At 72.4% G+C, this 16,765-nt stretch carries 17 protein-coding genes; 10 read left to right on the top strand and 7 right to left on the bottom strand.

The features are described 5' to 3' along the window. Positions 1-9: 9 nt before the first annotated feature. The 3 genes from Sru02f_RS25260 to Sru02f_RS25250 all read right to left on the bottom strand — a co-directional run bounded on the left by Sru02f_RS25260 (position 10) and on the right by Sru02f_RS25250 (position 2,324). Complete coding sequence (locus tag Sru02f_RS25260) at positions 10-618, bottom strand: hypothetical protein (protein ID WP_109028591.1); 609 nt, start codon at positions 616-618, stop codon at positions 10-12. 160 nt (positions 619-778) lie between these two features. Beyond that, positions 779-1,441: a hypothetical protein gene (locus Sru02f_RS25255; RefSeq protein ID WP_109028592.1), complete on the bottom strand. Its 663-nt coding sequence runs from the start codon at positions 1,439-1,441 to the stop codon at positions 779-781. Between the two features lie 52 nt (positions 1,442-1,493). Beyond that, positions 1,494-2,324: an SDR family NAD(P)-dependent oxidoreductase gene (locus Sru02f_RS25250; protein WP_109028593.1), complete on the bottom strand. Its 831-nt coding sequence runs from the start codon at positions 2,322-2,324 to the stop codon at positions 1,494-1,496. Positions 2,325-2,511: 187 nt separating this feature from the next. Between Sru02f_RS25250 and Sru02f_RS25245 the strand changes: the two genes are divergently transcribed. Both Sru02f_RS25245 and Sru02f_RS25240 read left to right on the top strand, forming a co-directional pair. Further along, complete coding sequence (locus Sru02f_RS25245; protein WP_109028594.1) at positions 2,512-2,943, top strand: MarR family winged helix-turn-helix transcriptional regulator; 432 nt, start codon at positions 2,512-2,514, stop codon at positions 2,941-2,943. Positions 2,944-3,190: 247 nt separating this feature from the next. After that, complete coding sequence (locus Sru02f_RS25240) at positions 3,191-4,474, top strand: outer membrane protein assembly factor BamB family protein (protein WP_109028595.1); 1,284 nt, start codon at positions 3,191-3,193, stop codon at positions 4,472-4,474. Between the two features lie 21 nt (positions 4,475-4,495). Here Sru02f_RS25240 and Sru02f_RS25235 read toward each other — a convergent pair whose 3' ends face one another. Further along, positions 4,496-5,389: a hypothetical protein gene (locus Sru02f_RS25235; protein WP_159107476.1), complete on the bottom strand. Its 894-nt coding sequence runs from the start codon at positions 5,387-5,389 to the stop codon at positions 4,496-4,498. A 194-nt stretch (positions 5,390-5,583) separates the two neighbouring features. After that, positions 5,584-6,012 carry a hypothetical protein gene (locus Sru02f_RS25230; RefSeq protein WP_109028597.1) on the bottom strand — a complete coding sequence of 143 codons (429 nt, stop codon included), beginning with the start codon at positions 6,010-6,012 and terminating at the stop codon, positions 5,584-5,586. Positions 6,013-6,263: 251 nt separating this feature from the next. Here Sru02f_RS25230 and Sru02f_RS25225 point away from each other — a divergent pair, with 251 nt between their 5' ends. The 4 genes from Sru02f_RS25225 (at position 6,264) to Sru02f_RS25210 (ending at position 11,561) form a co-directional block, all read left to right on the top strand. Continuing rightward, positions 6,264-6,818 carry a GNAT family N-acetyltransferase gene (locus Sru02f_RS25225; RefSeq protein WP_109028973.1) on the top strand — a complete coding sequence of 185 codons (555 nt, stop codon included), beginning with the start codon at positions 6,264-6,266 and terminating at the stop codon, positions 6,816-6,818. Positions 6,819-6,934: 116 nt separating this feature from the next. Further along, positions 6,935-8,443, top strand: a complete 1,509-nt coding sequence (locus Sru02f_RS25220) for an ABC transporter substrate-binding protein (RefSeq protein ID WP_109028598.1) — start codon at positions 6,935-6,937, stop codon at positions 8,441-8,443. A gap of 3 nt (positions 8,444-8,446) precedes the next feature. After that, the gene (locus Sru02f_RS25215) at positions 8,447-10,252 is read left to right on the top strand and encodes an ABC transporter permease subunit (protein WP_109028599.1); all 1,806 of its coding nucleotides are present in this window, start codon (positions 8,447-8,449) and stop codon (positions 10,250-10,252) included. 1 nt (position 10,253) lies between these two features. Beyond that, entirely contained in the window at positions 10,254-11,561 is a 1,308-nt protein-coding gene (locus Sru02f_RS25210) for an MDR family MFS transporter (RefSeq protein ID WP_109028600.1), read from the top strand. Here the strand turns inward: Sru02f_RS25210 and Sru02f_RS25205 are convergent. Beyond that, complete coding sequence (locus Sru02f_RS25205; RefSeq protein WP_109028601.1) at positions 11,558-12,145, bottom strand: TetR/AcrR family transcriptional regulator; 588 nt, start codon at positions 12,143-12,145, stop codon at positions 11,558-11,560. The genes Sru02f_RS25210 and Sru02f_RS25205 overlap by 4 nt on opposite strands. A gap of 110 nt (positions 12,146-12,255) precedes the next feature. Between Sru02f_RS25205 and Sru02f_RS25200 the strand changes: the two genes are divergently transcribed. Beyond that, positions 12,256-13,086 (top strand): SDR family NAD(P)-dependent oxidoreductase, encoded by an 831-nt coding sequence (locus tag Sru02f_RS25200; protein ID WP_109028602.1) that lies wholly within the window; start codon positions 12,256-12,258, stop codon positions 13,084-13,086. Between the two features lie 7 nt (positions 13,087-13,093). On the opposite strand, the gene Sru02f_RS25195 is transcribed toward Sru02f_RS25200, so the two are convergent. Next, the gene (locus tag Sru02f_RS25195) at positions 13,094-13,879 is read right to left on the bottom strand and encodes a CDP-alcohol phosphatidyltransferase family protein (protein WP_109028603.1); all 786 of its coding nucleotides are present in this window, start codon (positions 13,877-13,879) and stop codon (positions 13,094-13,096) included. A gap of 109 nt (positions 13,880-13,988) precedes the next feature. Between Sru02f_RS25195 and Sru02f_RS25190 the strand changes: the two genes are divergently transcribed. From Sru02f_RS25190 to Sru02f_RS25180, 3 genes are all read left to right on the top strand, one after another. After that, a complete protein-coding gene (locus tag Sru02f_RS25190) occupies positions 13,989-14,999 on the top strand; it encodes a zinc-dependent alcohol dehydrogenase (RefSeq protein WP_167469208.1) in 1,011 nt (336 codons plus the stop codon). A gap of 114 nt (positions 15,000-15,113) precedes the next feature. Further along, a complete protein-coding gene (locus Sru02f_RS25185) occupies positions 15,114-15,512 on the top strand; it encodes a 6-pyruvoyl trahydropterin synthase family protein (RefSeq protein WP_109028605.1) in 399 nt (132 codons plus the stop codon). Continuing rightward, entirely contained in the window at positions 15,509-16,735 is a 1,227-nt protein-coding gene (locus tag Sru02f_RS25180) for a glycosyltransferase family 4 protein (protein WP_109028606.1), read from the top strand. Before Sru02f_RS25185 ends, Sru02f_RS25180 begins: the two co-directional genes overlap by 4 nt. The last annotated feature ends 30 nt before the right edge of the window (positions 16,736-16,765 follow it).

Genomic DNA, 16,765 nt, shown 5'->3' with positions numbered 1-16,765 from the left:
CCTTGGTGCTCACCGCTCGCGGCCTCCGTCCGGGGGTACGACGGACCGCAGGACGCCTTCGAGGAGGCGTTCCAGCTGCTCGCGGGTCAGGGAGCCGTGGGCGCGCAGGTCGGCGGAGCTCACGCCGTACCGATCCATCAGGGCGAGCACGGGATCGGTCTCGGGGTGTTCCAGTCCGTGCAGGACGGGGAGCAGGACGCGGTTGAGCGCGTCGGCGGCCGACGCGGTGAAGAACGCCTCTCCCTCCTCGACCCCGAAGTACTCGACGAGCCCGTGCAGAAGCTCGACGCTGGGCACCTTCTTGCCGTCGCAGACCTGCCGGGCCCAGTACCCGGAGACGCCGAGCCGCTCGGAGATGTCCGAGGCCAGGTCGGACATGCGTTTGCCGGTCGCGGCCATCTCGGCTTCGGCGAGTGCGGCGATCCGCATCCGGACCCGGTCGTTGACGGAGTCGTCCGGTGGCACACCGCCCTGGAGCAGGCTGCGGACGGTGGACACCGGCAGTGCCGCCCGGACGGCGAGCTCCGCCGCGTCCAGCGGCTCCGAACGGCCTTTCTTCTCCTGGAGGACCCTGTCGAGACGACGCAGGGTTTCGGAGAGGGGAGAGGGTGATGCCACCGTTGCACTCCCGGTTCGGGGGCTGACGCCTGGTGTCGCTGACGGGACCCTATGTGATGAACAGGCGTAGGGGCAACGGTCGTTGAGCCCGGATCACCGATGCTTGCCTGGGGCCCTACGGGTGCTATGGGTTCTACAGGACCGACAGGACCGACAGGACCTACAGGGGCTGCACGCTGATGGACCACGGTCCGTCCGAGCGGGCGTAGATGAGGCACGGTCCGGTCAACGGTGCCTCGCCCCGCCAGGGGCCGACGTGGTTGGCCAGCTCGTCGAGGAAACCGTTCCCATCCGGCGCGTAGGTGTCGACGAGGAAATAGCCGCCGTCCTCGGCCCGCGGGTCTCCCTCGTGGCACAGCGAAGCGATCCCCGGGCCGCCCTCGTAGCGCAGCACGTTCGAGGCGGGGCACCGTGCGGCTCCGGCCAAGGCCGAGGCACTCGACACCGCGGCCGCTTCGATCGCCCACGGCCCGTCCGCCTGGACTCTGAGTGCCCGCACCGTCCTGTCGTCGGCATTCACCAGAGCCCGGCAGGCGAAAGGCCCGTCCGTGTAGACGAGTTGGCTCTGGGAATGCAGACCGGCGTCCAGGGCGTCCACGACGAAGTGGCCTCGTCCCTGATGGATGATGTCCAGGATGACCGGCTCCGCAGGCGTCGTCATCCGTGCGACCTGGTCACTGTCGCCGCCGATCCGCTGCAGCACCGGGCCGCCCGCGGTGAGCGGTGGAGGTGCCTGTCCGGGCACGCTCTCACTCTTGACGACACCGGAGAGCGGCACCACACCTGCGGGCCGCTCCCGCCGATCCCGCTGGAACCACCTCATGGCCCGCCCCCCGGTTCACGCCTCTTCTTTGCGCAGTATGCCACCCAGGACATCACTGCCCCGGCGCGGCGACGGGATCGCGATCGCTGACGTCGCGGAACCCCAGTCGGCGGTTGAGGGCGCCCGTGACCCGCGTGACCGTGGTGCGAGGCAGCACCCTCGACGCCCAGACCCCGATGCGCTGGGACGCCCGCCCGGGGAAGGAGACGGCCCGGCCCCGGGCGAAGTCGTCGAGCGTCCTGGCCGCCACGTCGGCGGGGGCGTCCGTGAACCTGGGGTTCATGGACGCGGTCGTCCGGTCGAAGAACCCCGTGGCGGTGGCTCCCGGGTGGGCCGCCATCACGCGTACGCCGGTGCCGCGGACCTCCTCGGCGACCGCCTCGGTGAACGAGAGCACGAACGCCTTGGTCGCGGCGTAGCTCGCCTGGTACGGCATGGGCTGGAAGGCGGCGGTGGAGGCGATGTTGACGATGCCGCCTCGGCCGCGCTCGACCATGCGGGCACCCAGGAGGTGGACCAGTCCGACCAGGGCGGTGACGTTCACGTCGACGGACTGGAGGTTGGGCGCGAGGGGCCGGCCGAGGAAGGGCCCCACGGCCCCCATCCCGGCGTTGTTGACCAGGAGATCCACGTCCAGGCCGAGCCCGTCGACGGCGTCGAGGACCCGCTGTGGCGACCGCCGGTCGGACAGGTCAGCGGCGATCACGTCGATGCGGACGGAATGGGTGGCCCGGATCTCGTCGGCGAGGGTGTGCAGTGCGTCGGCCGAGCGGGCGACGAGGATCAAGTGCGCGCCCTTAGAGGCGAGTTCGCGTGCGTAGGCCTCGCCCAGCCCCTTGGATGCGCCGGTGACCAGGGCGGTGGTGTTCGTGTAGTCGTGCATGGGTGATCGCTTTCTGTGCGGCTGGAGCGACTGCGACTGGAAGAAGTGACTGGAAGAAGTGACTGGAAGAAGTGCGACCGAAAGAAGGCATGACGCGGCCCGCAGACAGATGCTTCGAGTCTCGAACCAATCTCTGACCCCCAACATACACTTCGAGTCTCGAAGTAAATAGGCGTACGATGGGCCCATGACGCGAAGCACCCTCGAGGCGGCGGTGGCGGCCAACCACGAGCTCTTCATGCAGACCGGCGACCGGATCGAGGCCGTCCTGACGGAGCACGGCCTGACCCCCGCGACCGCTCAGGCTCTGTGGGCCATCGACCCGGCCCAGGCACCGCCCTCGATGAAGACACTGGCCGGCCGCCTGTACTGCAACGCGCCCAACCTCAGCTTCGTCATGAACCAGCTCACCGACCGCGGCCTGGTCGAACGCTCCGCCGACCCCGCCGACCGCCGCTCACGCGTGGTGGCCCTGACGGAGGACGGGCGCCGCGTGCGGGCGGCGGTCATAGAGGCGACGCTGGCGCTGACGCCGTTCGCACGGCTGGGGGACGAGGAGCTGCGCCAGCTGGTGGATCTCCTGGGAAAGGCCCTCGCCCCGGCTGCGGAGGGGGCCTGAGATCAGGCGGGCCGGCCGCCCGCGGCACCGTCTGAGGTGCGTGAGGTGCGTGTGGTGCGTGAAGTGGGTCCGCGACGAGTTGTCTCGATTGCTTCACGGTGCTGTCGCGGTTGGGATCTGGCGGTGTGAACGGCACGGGAGCCCGGCTAACGTCCTGGTCGCAGAGGCACACGTCCGTATGTTCGGTACGGCGTGGGCTCCTGTTCGGGTTCCGGCACTGACGCATCACATCACGGGGGTACGGCACATGGTCAGGCGAGACAGCGGGTCGGAAGACAGAACACCTGGGGCTTTCGGTGCTCCTTCCCGGCGGCGTGTACTGCGCTTGGCCGGCGGCGGTCTCGCGCTGGCGGCGCTGACCGCCGGTACGGTCGGCTGCGACGAGGACTCCGTGGACGTAGAGGACCCGGGAAGCACCGGCGGTGACGAGCCGAAGGGCGGCGGCAAGGGCTCCGGCGACGGTGGTGACGGCGGCGACGTCGGCGAGAAGGGGCAGGCTCCGAAACCGCTGTGGACCAAGCCGACCTCGGCCGAGACCTACGGTGACAACGACGAGCTGGTGGCCGCGGCCGGCGTCGTGATCGCCAGCGGCAGCCCGCTCGCCGCCCTCGACGCCGCGACCGGCGGGCAGAAGTGGTCCCTGCCGGGCGGCGCGGTCCCCGGCGCGCCCCTGCTGCTCAGTGAGGACACCCTGTACCTGGCCAGCAGCGACTACGACGGCTCCGTCATCGGATACGCCCCGGCCTCCGGCAAGGAGACCTGGCGCAGCCGGCTGGGCAAGGAGTACCGGCAGCCGCGACCGATCGCGGTGGACGGGGAGCAGGTGTACGTCATCGCCGAGATCCTCGAGGAGGACGGGTCCTCCAAGACCAACGTCATCGCCGCCCTCAACAGCACCACGGGCAGGGTCGCCTGGAAGGAGCAGCGCGATGCCGGCACCGAGCAGAACGGCATCCACGCCGCCGTCCGGGGCCGCCACCTCGTCTACACCGACTTCAAGAAGAACCTCACCGTGCGCGACACCGCGAGCGGCGGGCAGGTGTGGACGCACAAGACGACCAAGACGAACTACGGCTTCTTCACGGTCCACCAGGATCTGGTCATCGTTCCCCAAGGGAACGTGCTCCAGGCCTTCAACCTGGCCGACGGCAAGGAGAAGTGGTCCCTGAAAGCGTCGGACGGTGCCCTCTTCCGGGAACCGGCCGCACTGGAGGACGTGCTCTACGTCGCCGACAGCGCCAGGACCATGTGGGCCGTGGACCCGCGCTCCGGCAAACAGCTCTGGAAGTCCGAAGCCCTCGCGGAGGCCGGGCTCCAGGTGCCGCGGCAGTACGTCAAGGCGGGCGACACCCTGTACGGCGCCACGGACCTGGACAAGCAGGGCGGCATCATCGCCATCGACGCGAGGACCGGCGCGGTGCGCTGGACGTTCAACGACAAGACAGGCGACTACCACGCCTGGCTGGTGGCAACCGACGGCAAACACGTCTTCGCCCTGCACGGCAAGAAGCTGCACGCGCTGCCGGTGTAGCTACCCGTTGTGGTCGGGCGCTCACTCATGGCCGACGATCGACGCGATGGACTCCCTGAGCCTTTCGTTGTCGTCCGCCGCCTTGCGGAGTTCATCGGCGTGCTTCTTGATCTGCGCTCTCTGGTACCGCTGTTCCTCCGTCGACCAGATGGTGACCAGTCGGGTCTCCCGCTTGCAGGCAACGTCGGTGAGCGCCATGTTGATTTCCTCGCGGCTCACCGGGAGGGCGTCGATGTTGAAGGGCAGGTTCTCGCCGACCGGAGCGGCGGTCGTATAGCCCTTGTCGTGCATGCAGTGGGACCACTGCTTGAACACGGCGATGACGTCGGGGCTGTTCATCGTCCGCTTGTGGGACTCGGCCTTGATGCCCGAGGCCACGTCGGCGTTGGAGTCCTTCGACGCGTCGTCCTCGCCGGCCAGCGCCGCATCGGCCTCCGCCACGCACCCTCCCGGTGGGCCGTTTTCGCCCCCGCCGTTGAGAGAAGCGGTGTAAGCGGGGTTGCTCCGTTGGGCGCGTATCCAGTCGGCACGTTGGGCAGCTGCTTCGGTGTCCTCGTCGGCCCCTTCGTCGACTGCGGATGGCAGGTGGTATCCGTACCGCCGTGCTGTGTCCTTGTCGGCCACCCCGTAGCGTCGCTTGTTGCCGTAGACGCCGTTGTCCTCGACGCCTGCCTTCAGGACCGAGTCGGCGGGCCGGGGGAACGAGAAACCGGACTTCTGCATGCAGCGGTCGATGAGCACGGCACGAGCGAGCGCTGTCCGGGCCTGGTCATGAACCGTCGGCAGGTAGGTGTTGACGGGAAGAACGACCTCCCCCGGGGCGGGCGGGGCGGTCGGCGGTGCCACTGTCGAGTCGGGAACCGCGGAGTCCTGGCCGGAGCAGGCTGTGGCCGACGTGGCGACCACCGCAGTCATCACGACCACCGCGGCCCATGCAGTCGGCACGGACGTTCGGCGCTGAGGGGGAGGCAGACGCAGAGGCATGAGGTGATTCCACTTCGTCGGATCCGTCGAAGTCGTCGGAGGAGTGCGGGCCTGCCGCTCCCCGCGCTGCCGGGCCCGGGGTGTGGCACCCGCGGGCCCGGAAGGAACGCGTCGGCGGCTCGGGGTCAGACGCCGATGTACACCGACGCGTTGTTGTTCCACGTGTAGTAGAGCTCCCCGCGCTGTCCGCCGTAGAGCCAGTCGTAGTTCCCCGAGTAGTTGGGTGAGTAGTAGCTCCTGCAGTAGGCGGCCCATGAGTCGCATTGGATCTTCCGGGCGTTGTTGCGGACGACCTGGCCCGCGCCCGACCCGGTGCCCGCGCGGTAGTAGTTGTCGCCCAGGTTGGCGTTGTCGTTCCAGCCGCCCCAGTAGGCCGAGTTCCAGGTGCTGTAGTAGAAGCAGACGTAGTAGCCCGTCGAGTAGCAACGCGACTCGTTGCCGTTCTGCCCGACATGCTTGGAAGCGGCCTGCGCCGGCGAGGCGGTCAGGGGCAGTGCGGACACCGCCAGGCCTGCCGCCAGCAACGTGCCCGCGATCTTGCTCTTGAGTTTCACGGTTCGCCTCCCGTAGGTGGAGTCATGTCCATGTCTCTGTGCGAATGAGACCGTATGGTGCTGAGTCCGCCGAGTCGTCCCGCAAGGGGTTGAGCCTTGAGTGCAACCGCTGCGGTAGCGACGAGATGTACGACGAGAGGGGTACGACGAGCGGGCTACGCGGGCATCGGCCAAGGTTTCGATGAGTGGCTTCAGTGCAGGTGAGGGGCCCCATTGGCGGCGCGATCCGGCTTAATGCGTACGATGTGCAAGTGCGCACCACCGACTACACCATCAGGACCGCCACCCCCGCCGACGTGCCCTCCGCCCGAGCCGTCATGCTCGACACCGTCTACCGCGACTTCGGTACCGGGTACGTTCCGCGCTGGCACGGCGACGTCATCGACCCGGCCGGGGCCTACCTGACCCCCGCCCGGCACACCCTCCTCGTCGCTGTCGCCGCCGACGGCGAGGTCGTGGGCACCGGTGCTCTCGACTCCCGGGGGCCCGCGCACCCCCCGAACCCCGTGCACGTCGCCGAGCGGTTCCCCTCCGGGGTGACCGCGCAGTTGCGGCGGGTGTACGTGCGGCCCGAGCACCGGCGGCACGGGATCGCGCGTCGACTTGTCGATGAGTTGCTCGCTTTCGCCGTCGCCGACGGCGGGTATCGAGCCGTCTATCTGCACACAGACCCCGCCGTCACCGGGGCCGAGCCCTTCTGGCGGTCGTTGGCCAAGGTGGTGCACGACGAGCGGGAGGACGCCGGGGGCGGGCAGGGGATCGTGCACTTCGAGGTGCCCATGGCGGGATGGCGCGGGGCCAGGTAGGCGTGAAAATCGTTTCCATGTAGGCTCCCCGTGCGCTGCTGCGCACCCGCACACCCGCCCGACGCCCGTCGCCCGAAATCCAGGTGCCCGCACCTGACTTGATCGATCCGAGGACCATGCGCTCCCACCGCCGCCCCCGGCTGCTCGCCCCGTTCCTGCTCGTGCCGCTGATGGCCGGCTGCTTCGCCTCCGGAGGGGGCGACGACTCCGCGTCCGGGGACGGTGGCGACGGTGACGGCGCCCGTCTCCGCGTCGCCCTCGCCTTCCCGCCCGCCGAGAACCTGTCCCCGTACGGCGCCGACGCCACCCTGCTCAGCCGGCTCGGGGTCACCGAGGGACTCACCTCGCTGGACGCCAACGGGTCCGCGGCGCCCGCGCTCGCCGAGTCCTGGCGGCGGGACGGGGACAGGATCTGGGAGTTCAGCCTCCGCGACGCCACGTTCCAGGACGGGGGTGAAGTGACCCCCGCCGCCGTGGCCGCGTCCCTCACGCACGCCACCGACGCCGAGCCCGCGCCCGCCGCCCTCGCCGGTGTCACCCTCAGCGCCGAGGCGGGCGGCGACCGGATCGTCCGCATCACCACGGCCGAGCCCGACCCCGTGCTGCCGCTGCGGCTCTCCAGCCCCAGCCTCGCGATCCTGTCCAAGGGCGCCTACGGCAAGAGCGACCGCGTCGACCCCGTCGGTCACGCCACCGGCCCCTTCGAGCTGACCGAGGTCAACGGCGCCACCTCCGCCGCCCTCGACCGCTTCGACGACTACTGGGGCGGCCGCGCGCAGGCCTCCGGCATCGACGCGCGCTTCATCGCCGACGGCACCGCCCGTGCCAACGCCCTGCGGACCGGGGAGCTGGACATCGCCGAGGCGGTTCCCGTCGCCCAGGCCGCCTCGCTGGACGAGGAGACCCGGCGCGACACCGCCACCACCCGGACCACCAGCCTGCTCCTCAACGCCTCCTCCGGGCCATTCAAGGACGCCGGACTGCGGGCCGCCGCCCGAGGCGCGCTCGACACCTCCGTGTTCGCCAAGGACGTGTACGAGGGGTACGGAGATCCCGGTGCCGGTGTCTACGGGCCCGCCGTGACCTGGGCGGAAGGCAAGCGCACCCCGCCCGTCGGACGTGCGGCGGCCAAGAAGCCCGGCGGCGACACCATCGACCTCGCCACCTACGACAACCGGCCCGAGCTGCCCGAGGTCGCCCAGGTCGTCAAGCAGCAGCTGGAGAAGGCCGGGTTCACCGTCAAGCTCACCGTGCGGGAGTACTCGCGGCTCGAAGCGGACGCGCTGGACGGGAAGTTCGACGCCTTCGTGCTTGCCCGCAACACGCTCCTCGACACCGGTGACCCCGTCGCCGTCCTCGCCGGCGACTACACCTGCGACGGCGGTTTCAACATCGCCCAGCTGTGCGACAAGGGCGTCGACCGTGCCGTCGCCGACGCCGAGCAGATCGCCGACACCGCGAAGCGCCAGGACGCCGCCATGGCCGCCGAGGCACGCATCATCGGCAGCGACGCCGTCGTGCCGCTCGTGCACCAGCGCATCATCACCGGCGTCGCCGACTCCGTACAGGGCGTCGTCCTCGACCCGTACGAGCGCGCGCTCGTCGGTACCGGCACCCGGCGCTGAACCGTGCTGCAGCGGGTGGCCGCCCTGGCCTGGCGGGTCGTGCTCGCGGTCGGGCTCGTGTGCGGGGTCGGGCTGCTGCCCTGGCTCACCCGCACCGACCCCGCGTACACCGTCCTCAAGGCGCGGTCCGCCGAGCGCGAGCCCACGCCCGAGGTGCTCGCCGACATCCGGCGGCAGCTCGGGATCGACGGTGGGCCCCTGCACGTCCTCACCGGCTGGCTGGGCGGGCTCGTGCGCGGGGACGCCGGGCGGTCGTGGATCTCCGGCGCGAACGTCCTGCCCGACGTCACGCGGGCGCTCGGGGTCTCGCTGCTGCTCATGGGTGTCGCGCTGCTCGTCGCCGGGCTCACCGCCGGGCTGATCTGCGCGCGCACCCTGCGGCTCGGCGCGCGGCGCCGGCTCGGCGGGCGGCGCGGGGGCGGGAGCCTGTCCGCCGTACTCGCCTCGCTGCCCGAGTTCCTCGTCGCCTCCGTGCTCGCCACCGTCGTCGGGGTGCAGCTGGGGTGGCTGCCCGCGCTGGGGTGGTACGGGCCGCAGTGGACGCTGCTGCCCGCGCTCGCCCTCGGGCTGCCCGCGGGCGCCGTGCTGGGGCGGCTGCTCGATGATCTGCTGCCCGGTGCCTTCGGAGAACCGTGGGCGCTGGCCGCCGCGGCCCGCGGGCTGACGGGGCGGTCCATCGCCCGCCAGGCCGTGCGGCGGTGCGTGCCCGCGCTGCTGCCCAACCTCGGACTGTTCGTCGTCGGGCTGACCGGTGGTGCCGTCGCCGTCGAGCAGGTCTTCGACATTCCCGGGCTCGGGCGCACCACCCTTCAGGCCGCTCTCGCTCAGGACCTGCCCGTCCTCCAGGCCGGGACCCTCGCCCTCGTCCTGCTCGCCGCGCTCGCGACCGGCGCCACCCGCGTCGCCGCCCGGCTGCTCACCGGGCCCGCGCTCCGCGACGGCGCGCTGTCCTCGCTGCACCGGCCCACCCCGCCCGCCGGGGGAGTGCTGCCGGTGCTCTACGGTGCCCTCCTGCTCGCCGTCGTCGGGTTCGGCCTCGCCCGTGATCCGCTCGCCCTCGACACGGGGCAGCGGCTGCGGGCCCCCTCCCTCGACCATCCCTTCGGCACCGACGCCCTCGGGCGCGACCTGCTCGCCCGGGTCGGCCACGGGGCACTGGACACGCTGTTCCTCGCCACCGCCATCAGTGCCGCCGCCCTCCTCGCGGGCGTACTGCTCGGGCTCGTGCCCCGGGTCTCCGCGCCCCTCGTCGACACCGTCAACGCCGTACCGCCGGTGCTCGTCGCGCTGCTCGTCACCGCCGTGGCCGGGAGCGGCGCGGCCACCCCCGCGCTCGCCGTGGGCGCCGTCGCCTGGGCGCCGCTCGCCGCGCACACCTCCTCCCTGCTGCGGCAGGAGCGCGCCACCCTGCACATCACCGCCACCAAGGGCCTGGGCGCGGGACCGGTCCATCTGCTGCGGCACGAGTTGCTGCCCGCCGTGGTGCCGCCCGTCCTCCGGCACGCCCTGCTGCGGCTGCCCGGTGTCGCCCTCGCCCTCGCCTCGCTCGGGTTCCTCGGACTCGGCGCCCAGCCGCCGTCCCCCGAGTGGGGGCTGCTCCTCGCCGAGAACCAGCCCTACGCCGAGCGTGCCCCCTGGGCCGTCCTCGCCCCCGCCGCCGTACTGGCCCTGCTCGGCGCGCTGGCCGTCAGCGCCGCGGGCGGGCTGCGCCGACGGCCCACCCGGTCGTCCCCTCGGGACACCGAGGCGGTCGAGCGGCGGTCAGTGGCGCAGACGGAGCAGGAACCTGCCGGAGTCGGAGTCCGGTGACATGACCTCCACGTCCGCCGCCGGCGGGCGGTCCGGGCAGGCACCCGGCCGTCGTACCGCCCCGTTCGTCGCGCTCTCCCCGCTGCTCCGGCTGCTCATCCTCACCCAGCTCGCCTTCAACATCGGCTTCTTCGCCGTGCTGCCCTTCCTCGCCGAGCATCTGGGGCAGTCCGTCGGCATGGCGGGGTGGCTGGTCGGGTTCGTGCTCGGGCTGCGGACCTTCAGCCAGCAGGGGCTGTTCGTGGTCGGCGGGGCGCTCGCCGACCGGTACGGCATCCGGCCCGTCGTGCTGGCCGGGTGCGTGCTGCGGATCGCCGGGTTCGCGTGGCTCGGTTTCGCCGAGCGGACCTGGGCCGTCGTCGGTGCCGTACTGCTGATCGGGTTCGCCGCCGCGCTCTTCTCGCCGGCCGTCGAGTCCGAGGTCGCCCGGCAGGCCGTCGTGTGGGAGGAGGAAGGCGCCGGGGACCGGACGCGGGTCCTGGCGCTGTTCACCGTCGCCGGGCAGGCCGGTGCCTTCGTCGGGCCGCTGCTGGGGGCGCTGCTGCTCGCCGTCGACTTCCGTACGGCCTGCCTCGCCGGGGCCGGGGTCTTCGTGCTGGTCCTCGCCGGGCACGCATGGCTGCTGCCGCAGCGCGTTCCCGGCCGGGTCCGGGTCCGGATGAAGGGCGGGGCCCGGCTGGTACTGCGCAACCGGCGCTTCCTCGCGCTGTGCTGCGCCTACGGTGCCTACCTCCTCGCCTACAACCAGCTCTACCTGGCGCTGCCCGCCGAGGTGGAGCGGGCCGCCGGTTCGCAGGCGCCGCTGGCCTGGCTGTTCGCGCTGTCGTCGCTGCTGGTGGTGACCGCGCAGTTGCCGGTGACCCGGTGGGCGGGGGAGCGGCTGGCGCGGCGCCGGTCGATGGTGGCTGGGCTGGTGCTGATCGCCGTCGGGTTCGCGGTCGTCGGGCTTGCGCGGCCCGCGGGGTGGACGGGGACGGGTGGGCTGCTGCCCGCCGCCGGGTTCGTCGTCCTGCTCACCCTCGGGCAGATGCTCGTCGCGCCCGTCGCCCGCGCCTGGGTGCCGGACCTCGCCGAGGACGGGCGGCTCGGGCTGTACACCGGGGCGCTGTCCTCGGTCTCCGGGATCGTCGTGCTGGCCGGCAGCTCCGCGACCGGCCTGCTGCTGGACACCGGCCTGCCGGTCGCGGTGCCGTGGCTGGTGCTGGCCGCCGTACCGCTGGTGGCGGCGGCGACGCTGCCCCGGTGGCCGCACCGGGGTGCCGGGGCCGCCGCACCAACCCCCTCCACGGCGGGGCCGGTCCGGTCCTAGCGGCGCAGCGTCGCCACCGCCTCGTCGAAGATGTGCTCGGGGTCCTCCGCGCCGCCGGAGCGGTACCACGCGTCGACGGCCGCGTCGACGCAGGCCAGAGCGGCGGCGACGAAGGCAAGTGCCCTGGGGTCCGGGGCCGCCGTCGGGGGCAGGCCCAGGCGGCGCTGGATGTCCGGGGCGAGCAGTTCCTGCCAGCGCAGGTGCTTCTCCAGGTGCCGGGCGCGCACGGAGGGCGCCTCGTGGTGGATGCGGGCGAGGGTGAGCTGCTCCTCCGGGGTCTTGTCCGCCGGACGGATGGTCAGGAGGGCCGCCCGGATGGCGGTCCAGGCCGATTCGTCGTCCGGGCGGGCCTCCAGCGCGGCCCGTACCGACTCGCCGAGCGCCTGGGTGTCGCCCAGGACGAGGTCCTCCTTGCTGCCGAAGTAGTGGAAGAAGGAGCGGCGCGAGATGCCCACGGCACTGGTGATCTGGTCGATCGTCGTCGCCTCGAAGCCCTGCTCCGCGAAGAGCTGCACGGCGGTGGCGGTGATCTCCGCGCGCGCGGCGCGGCGCGCGCGCTCTCGAAGCGTGGGGGTGTCGGCCATGCACTCAGTCTATAGCTTTGCACGCAGCGCGTAGGGTTTCACTGTGCGCATGATCGTACATCAAGCGCACTACTTGCACTGAGTGCAAAGAGCTGCCTACAGTGCATGACATGACTGCAATCGACTTCTCCGGTCAGACCACGGTCGTCACCGGCGCCAGCTCCGGAATCGGCGCCGAGTTCGCCCGCGAACTGGCCCGCCGCGGCTCCGACCTCGTCCTCGTCGCACGGCGGCTCGACCGCCTGGAGGACCTCGCCTCCGAACTGCGGGCGCGGCACGGCGTACGCGCCACGGCGGTGCGGCTGGACCTGAGCGAGCCGGGGGCGGGGCGTCGGCTCGCCGCTGACCTGGCGGGGCGGGGCATCCGCGTCGACGGCCTGGTGAACAACGCCGGATTCGGCACCAGCGGCACCTTCCATCAGGAGGACCCCGACCGACTCACCGACGAGATCAACGTGGACGTGGCCAACCTCGTCGACCTCACCCGGGCGTTCATCGAGCCGCTCCGCGACTCCGGCCGTGGCGTGCTCGTCAACGTCGCGAGCGCGGCGGCCTACGCGCCCAGCCCCGGGATGGCGGTCTACGCCGCCTGCAAGGCCTTCGTGCTCAGCTTCACCGAGGCTCTGTGGTACGAGTCCCGCGGCACCGGGCTGCGGGTTCTCTCGCTGGCCCCGGGGCTCACCCGCACCGAGTTCTTCGACGGTCTGGAGGGCGGTGCCTACCAAGGCAGCTACCAGACCCCCGAGCAGGTGGTCGCGACCGCGATGCGCGCTCTGGACCGCGGACGGCGGCCGAGCGTGCAGTCGGGGCGTCTGAACGCCCTCATGGTCTCGTTGCCCCGTCTCTTCACCCGCCGCCGGTCCGTCCTGATCAGCGGGCGGATCTCGGCGCGGTCCTCGGGATCGGCGCGCTCCGCGGGGCCGGTGGGCGCGGCGGCCTAGGAGGGACTCACTGCGCGACGAGTTCCCGCACTGCCGTGGCAGGCGTCGCGGGAACCCGGGACCGCCGCCACAGCCACCGCACGTCCCGGCCGAACGACCACACCAGCAGGCCCAGCGCCACCGCCACCACCCCGGCGTTCCCCAGGTGCGGCAGTAGCTCCGCGCCCGCCAGGAGCAGCAGGACGCCCTGGAGCGCGGCCACCGTCTTGCGGGCCGTGCTCGGCGGCAGCGGGGCCGTCAGCCACGGCCACACCCGCGCCGCGGCCACGAACACGTACCGCATGCCGCCGATCAGCAGCACCCACGGGCCCAGATCCAGCGCGACGTACACGCTGAGCACCAGGATGAGGAACGCGTCGACCTCCATGTCGAAGCGCGCGCCCAGCGGTGTCGACGTGCCGGTGCGGCGGGCGACCTTGCCGTCCACGCCGTCCAGGATCAGGGCCACGGCCGTCAGGCCGACCAGGAGGGAGACGGGCGGCGCGCTGCGGTAGGAGTCCGCGACCAGGGCGGTGACCCCGCCGACCAGGGTGGCCCGGCCGAGGGTGACCCGGTTGGCCGGGCCGAACGACGGCAGCCGGGAGCGGTGCAGGGCCCGGGAGAGCACCGCCCAGCTCGCGAACGCGAACGCCAGGCCGGTCAGCCAGCCCGCCGTGCCCATGCCGATCGCGGTGCCGAGCAGCGCCAGGAGCAGGATCTGCGCGCCCGCGCCGACCGCCGTCTCCTGCTGAACGGACCTCGCGGGACAGGCGCCGTACGCGTCGTCCGTGTGGTTCAGGTTGATCAGGGCCACCGAACATCCTCCGGCCGTGTGACAGAGTCGATCAACGCCGCTACCTTGTGCGCGGCTTGTGCATCCCTCGGTACGTGAGTGGCTTCCCGATCGTTCAGGAGGACTTCCGATGGCACGCATGGCACGTGCGTTCTGGCTCGAAGCGCCGGGGCGGGGCGCGATCCGCGAGGTGGAGCTGCCGGTACCGGGCGCGGACGAGGTGCTCGTGCGCGCCCTCTTCAGCGGGGTCAGCCGTGGCACCGAGACCCTCGTCTTCGGCGGCCGGGTGCCGGAGAACCAGTACACGGCGATGCGCGCGCCGTTCCAGGAGGGCGATTTCCCCGGGCCGGTGAAGTACGGCTACCTCAACGTGGGTGTGGTGGAGGAGGGGCCGGAGCGTCTCGTCGGGCGCACCGTGTTCTGTCTCCACCCGCACCAGACCCGGTACGTCGTCCCCGCCGCGGCCGTGACGCCGGTACCGCCCTCGGTGCCCGCCGGGCGGGCCGTACTCGCCGGCACCGTCGAGACCGCCGTCAACGCCCTGTGGGACGCGGCGCCGCTGGTCGGCGACCGGGTCAGCGTGGTCGGCGGAGGCATGGTCGGCTGCTCGGTCGTCGCGCTGCTCGCCCGATTCCCGGGCGTCCGCGTCGAGTTGGTCGACACCGATCCGGCCCGCGCGGAGGTCGCCGAGGCGCTCGGCGCCGGTTTCGCCTCCCCGGGCGAGGCCGTCGGCGACCGCGATCTCGTCGTGCACGCCAGCGCGACGGAGGCGGGACTCGCCCGGTCGCTGGAACTGCTGCGGCCCGAGGGCACCGTCGTCGAGCTGAGCTGGTACGGCGACCGGCGCGTCGCCCTGCCGCTGGGCGAGGCCTTCCACTCCCGGCGCCTGACCCTGCGGGGCAGCCAGGTCGGCACCGTCTCCCCGGCCCGTGCCGCCACCCGCACCTACGCCGACCGGCTCGCCCTCGCCCTCGAACTGCTCGCCGACCCGGCGCTCGACGCGCTCGTCACCGGTGAGTCCGCCTTCGCCGAACTGCCGGAGCTGATGCCGCGGTTGGCATCCGGAGAGATCCCCGCACTGTGCCACCGGATCCGCTACGACGACGAGGACACCGGCACGGACGCCCGCAGCGGCGCCTGACCTTGCGGAAAGACGTACGGACCACTGAACGGCGGAGGGCATCCAGCCGTAATAGACGGCACCCGCGCAGCCATCGGCGGGGAACCAGACGCGCCACACCTGGAGGGTCGTCCGTTGTTCAGCATCACCGTCCGCGATCACATCATGATCGCCCACAGCTTCCGCGGCGACGTCTTCGGGCCCGCGCAACGCCTGCACGGAGCGACGTTCCTGGTGGACGCCACCTTCCGGCGCGAGCAGCTGGACGAGGACAACATCGTCGTCGACATCGGCCTGGCCACCCAGGAGCTGGGTGCCGTCGTGGGTGCGCTGAACTACCGCAACCTCGACAACGAACCCGACTTCGCCGGCGTCAACACCTCCACGGAGTTCCTGGCCAAGGTCATCGCCGACCGGCTCGCCGAGCGCGTGCACAAGGGCGGGCTCGGCGAGGGCGCCAGGGGCCTGACCGGGCTCACCGTCACCCTGCACGAGTCGCACGTCGCCTGGGCGAGTTACGAGCGTGCGCTGTGACCGGCACGACCGCCGCGGGGCGGACCCGGCTCGCCCACGTCCCCGCCCAGCTGCCGGGGACGGCCCAGGCCCAGGCCGCGGCCCCGGTCCGGATCCCGGGCCCGAGGAACGGGGGGATCGTCCCCATGTCCCTGCGATCCGTGCACTTCGTCATGCCGGGTGGCGTCGACGACCCGGCCGCGCCCAGTGGCGGCAACGCCTACGACCGGCGGGTACGGCTCGACCTGCCCGGCTTCGGCTGGCGGGTGCGGGGGCTGCCCGTGCCGGGCGACTGGCCCCGGCCGGACGACGCGGCCCGCGCGGAACTCGCCCGCGTTCTGCGACGGTTGCCGGACGGCGCGGTCGTCCTCCTCGACGGTCTGGTGGCCTGCGGAGTGCCGGAGGTCGTCGTCCCGGAGGCCGAACGGCTGCGCATGGCCGTCCTCGTCCACCTCCCGCTCGGCGACGAGACCGGCCTCGACCCCGCCGTGGCGGCCGCCCTGGACGCCCGCGAGCGCTCGGTGCTGCGTGCCGTCCCGGCCGTCGTCGCCACCAGCGACTGGGCGGTGCGCCGCCTCGTCTCCCACCACGGCCTCGACCCGGGCCGGGTCCACGTCGCCGCCCCCGGCGCCGACATCGCACCCCTCGCGCCCGGCACCGACGGCGTCTCGCGGCTGGTCTGCGTCGCCGCGGTCACCCCGCGCAAGGGCCAGCACCGGCTGGTGGAGGCGCTGGCGGCCGTGGCCGACCTGCCGTGGAGTTGCGTGTGCGTCGGCGGACTCGCACAGGACCCGGAGTACGCCGACCGGCTGCGGTCGCTGATCGCGCGGCACGGTCTCCAGGAGCGGCTGGTGCTCGCCGGGCCGCGGGCCGGCGCCGACCTGGACGCCACCTACGCCGCCGCCGACCTGATGGTCCTCACCTCGTACGCCGAGACGTACGGCATGGCGGTGACCGAGGCCCTCGCGCGCGGCATCCCGGTGCTGGCCACGGATGTCGGCGGCCTGCCGGAGGCGGTCGGACGCGCGCCCGACGGGGGCGTGCCCGGCATCCTCGTCCCGCCGGAGGACCCCGTCGCCCTCGCCGCGGAGCTGCGTGGCTGGTTCGGCGAGCCGGACGTACGACGGCGGCTCAAGGCCGCCGCCCGTGGTCGCCGCGCCGCCCTGAACGGCTGGGCGAGCACGGCCCAGAGCCTGGCCGGCGTACTGCACCGGCTGCCGGGCGAACCGAGGAGGGCCGCATGAGCACGGGCAAGCCCGCCGCACCGGCCGAGA

The organism is Streptomyces rubrogriseus (assembly GCF_027947575.1).
GTDB classification, from domain to species: Bacteria; Actinomycetota; Actinomycetes; order Streptomycetales; family Streptomycetaceae; genus Streptomyces; species Streptomyces rubrogriseus.
Note: the sequence above shows the minus strand (reverse complement) of the source record. Positions and strands in the feature narration are given on the sequence as shown.

Coding starts and splice junctions, on each gene's coding strand:
- Sru02f_RS25205 (WP_109028601.1), bottom strand. CDS start 12,145: ATGGCCGACACCCCCACGCTTCGAGAGCGCGCGCGCCGCGCCGCGCGC.
- Sru02f_RS25220 (WP_109028598.1), top strand. CDS start 6,935: ATGCGCTCCCACCGCCGCCCCCGGCTGCTCGCCCCGTTCCTGCTCGTG.
- Sru02f_RS25255 (WP_109028592.1), bottom strand. CDS start 1,441: ATGAGGTGGTTCCAGCGGGATCGGCGGGAGCGGCCCGCAGGTGTGGTG.
- Sru02f_RS25240 (WP_109028595.1), top strand. CDS start 3,191: ATGGTCAGGCGAGACAGCGGGTCGGAAGACAGAACACCTGGGGCTTTC.
- Sru02f_RS25250 (WP_109028593.1), bottom strand. CDS start 2,324: ATGCACGACTACACGAACACCACCGCCCTGGTCACCGGCGCATCCAAG.
- Sru02f_RS25235 (WP_159107476.1), bottom strand. CDS start 5,389: ATGACTGCGGTGGTCGCCACGTCGGCCACAGCCTGCTCCGGCCAGGAC.
- Sru02f_RS25210 (WP_109028600.1), top strand. CDS start 10,254: ATGACCTCCACGTCCGCCGCCGGCGGGCGGTCCGGGCAGGCACCCGGC.
- Sru02f_RS25190 (WP_167469208.1), top strand. CDS start 13,989: ATGGCACGCATGGCACGTGCGTTCTGGCTCGAAGCGCCGGGGCGGGGC.
- Sru02f_RS25245 (WP_109028594.1), top strand. CDS start 2,512: ATGACGCGAAGCACCCTCGAGGCGGCGGTGGCGGCCAACCACGAGCTC.
- Sru02f_RS25200 (WP_109028602.1), top strand. CDS start 12,256: ATGACTGCAATCGACTTCTCCGGTCAGACCACGGTCGTCACCGGCGCC.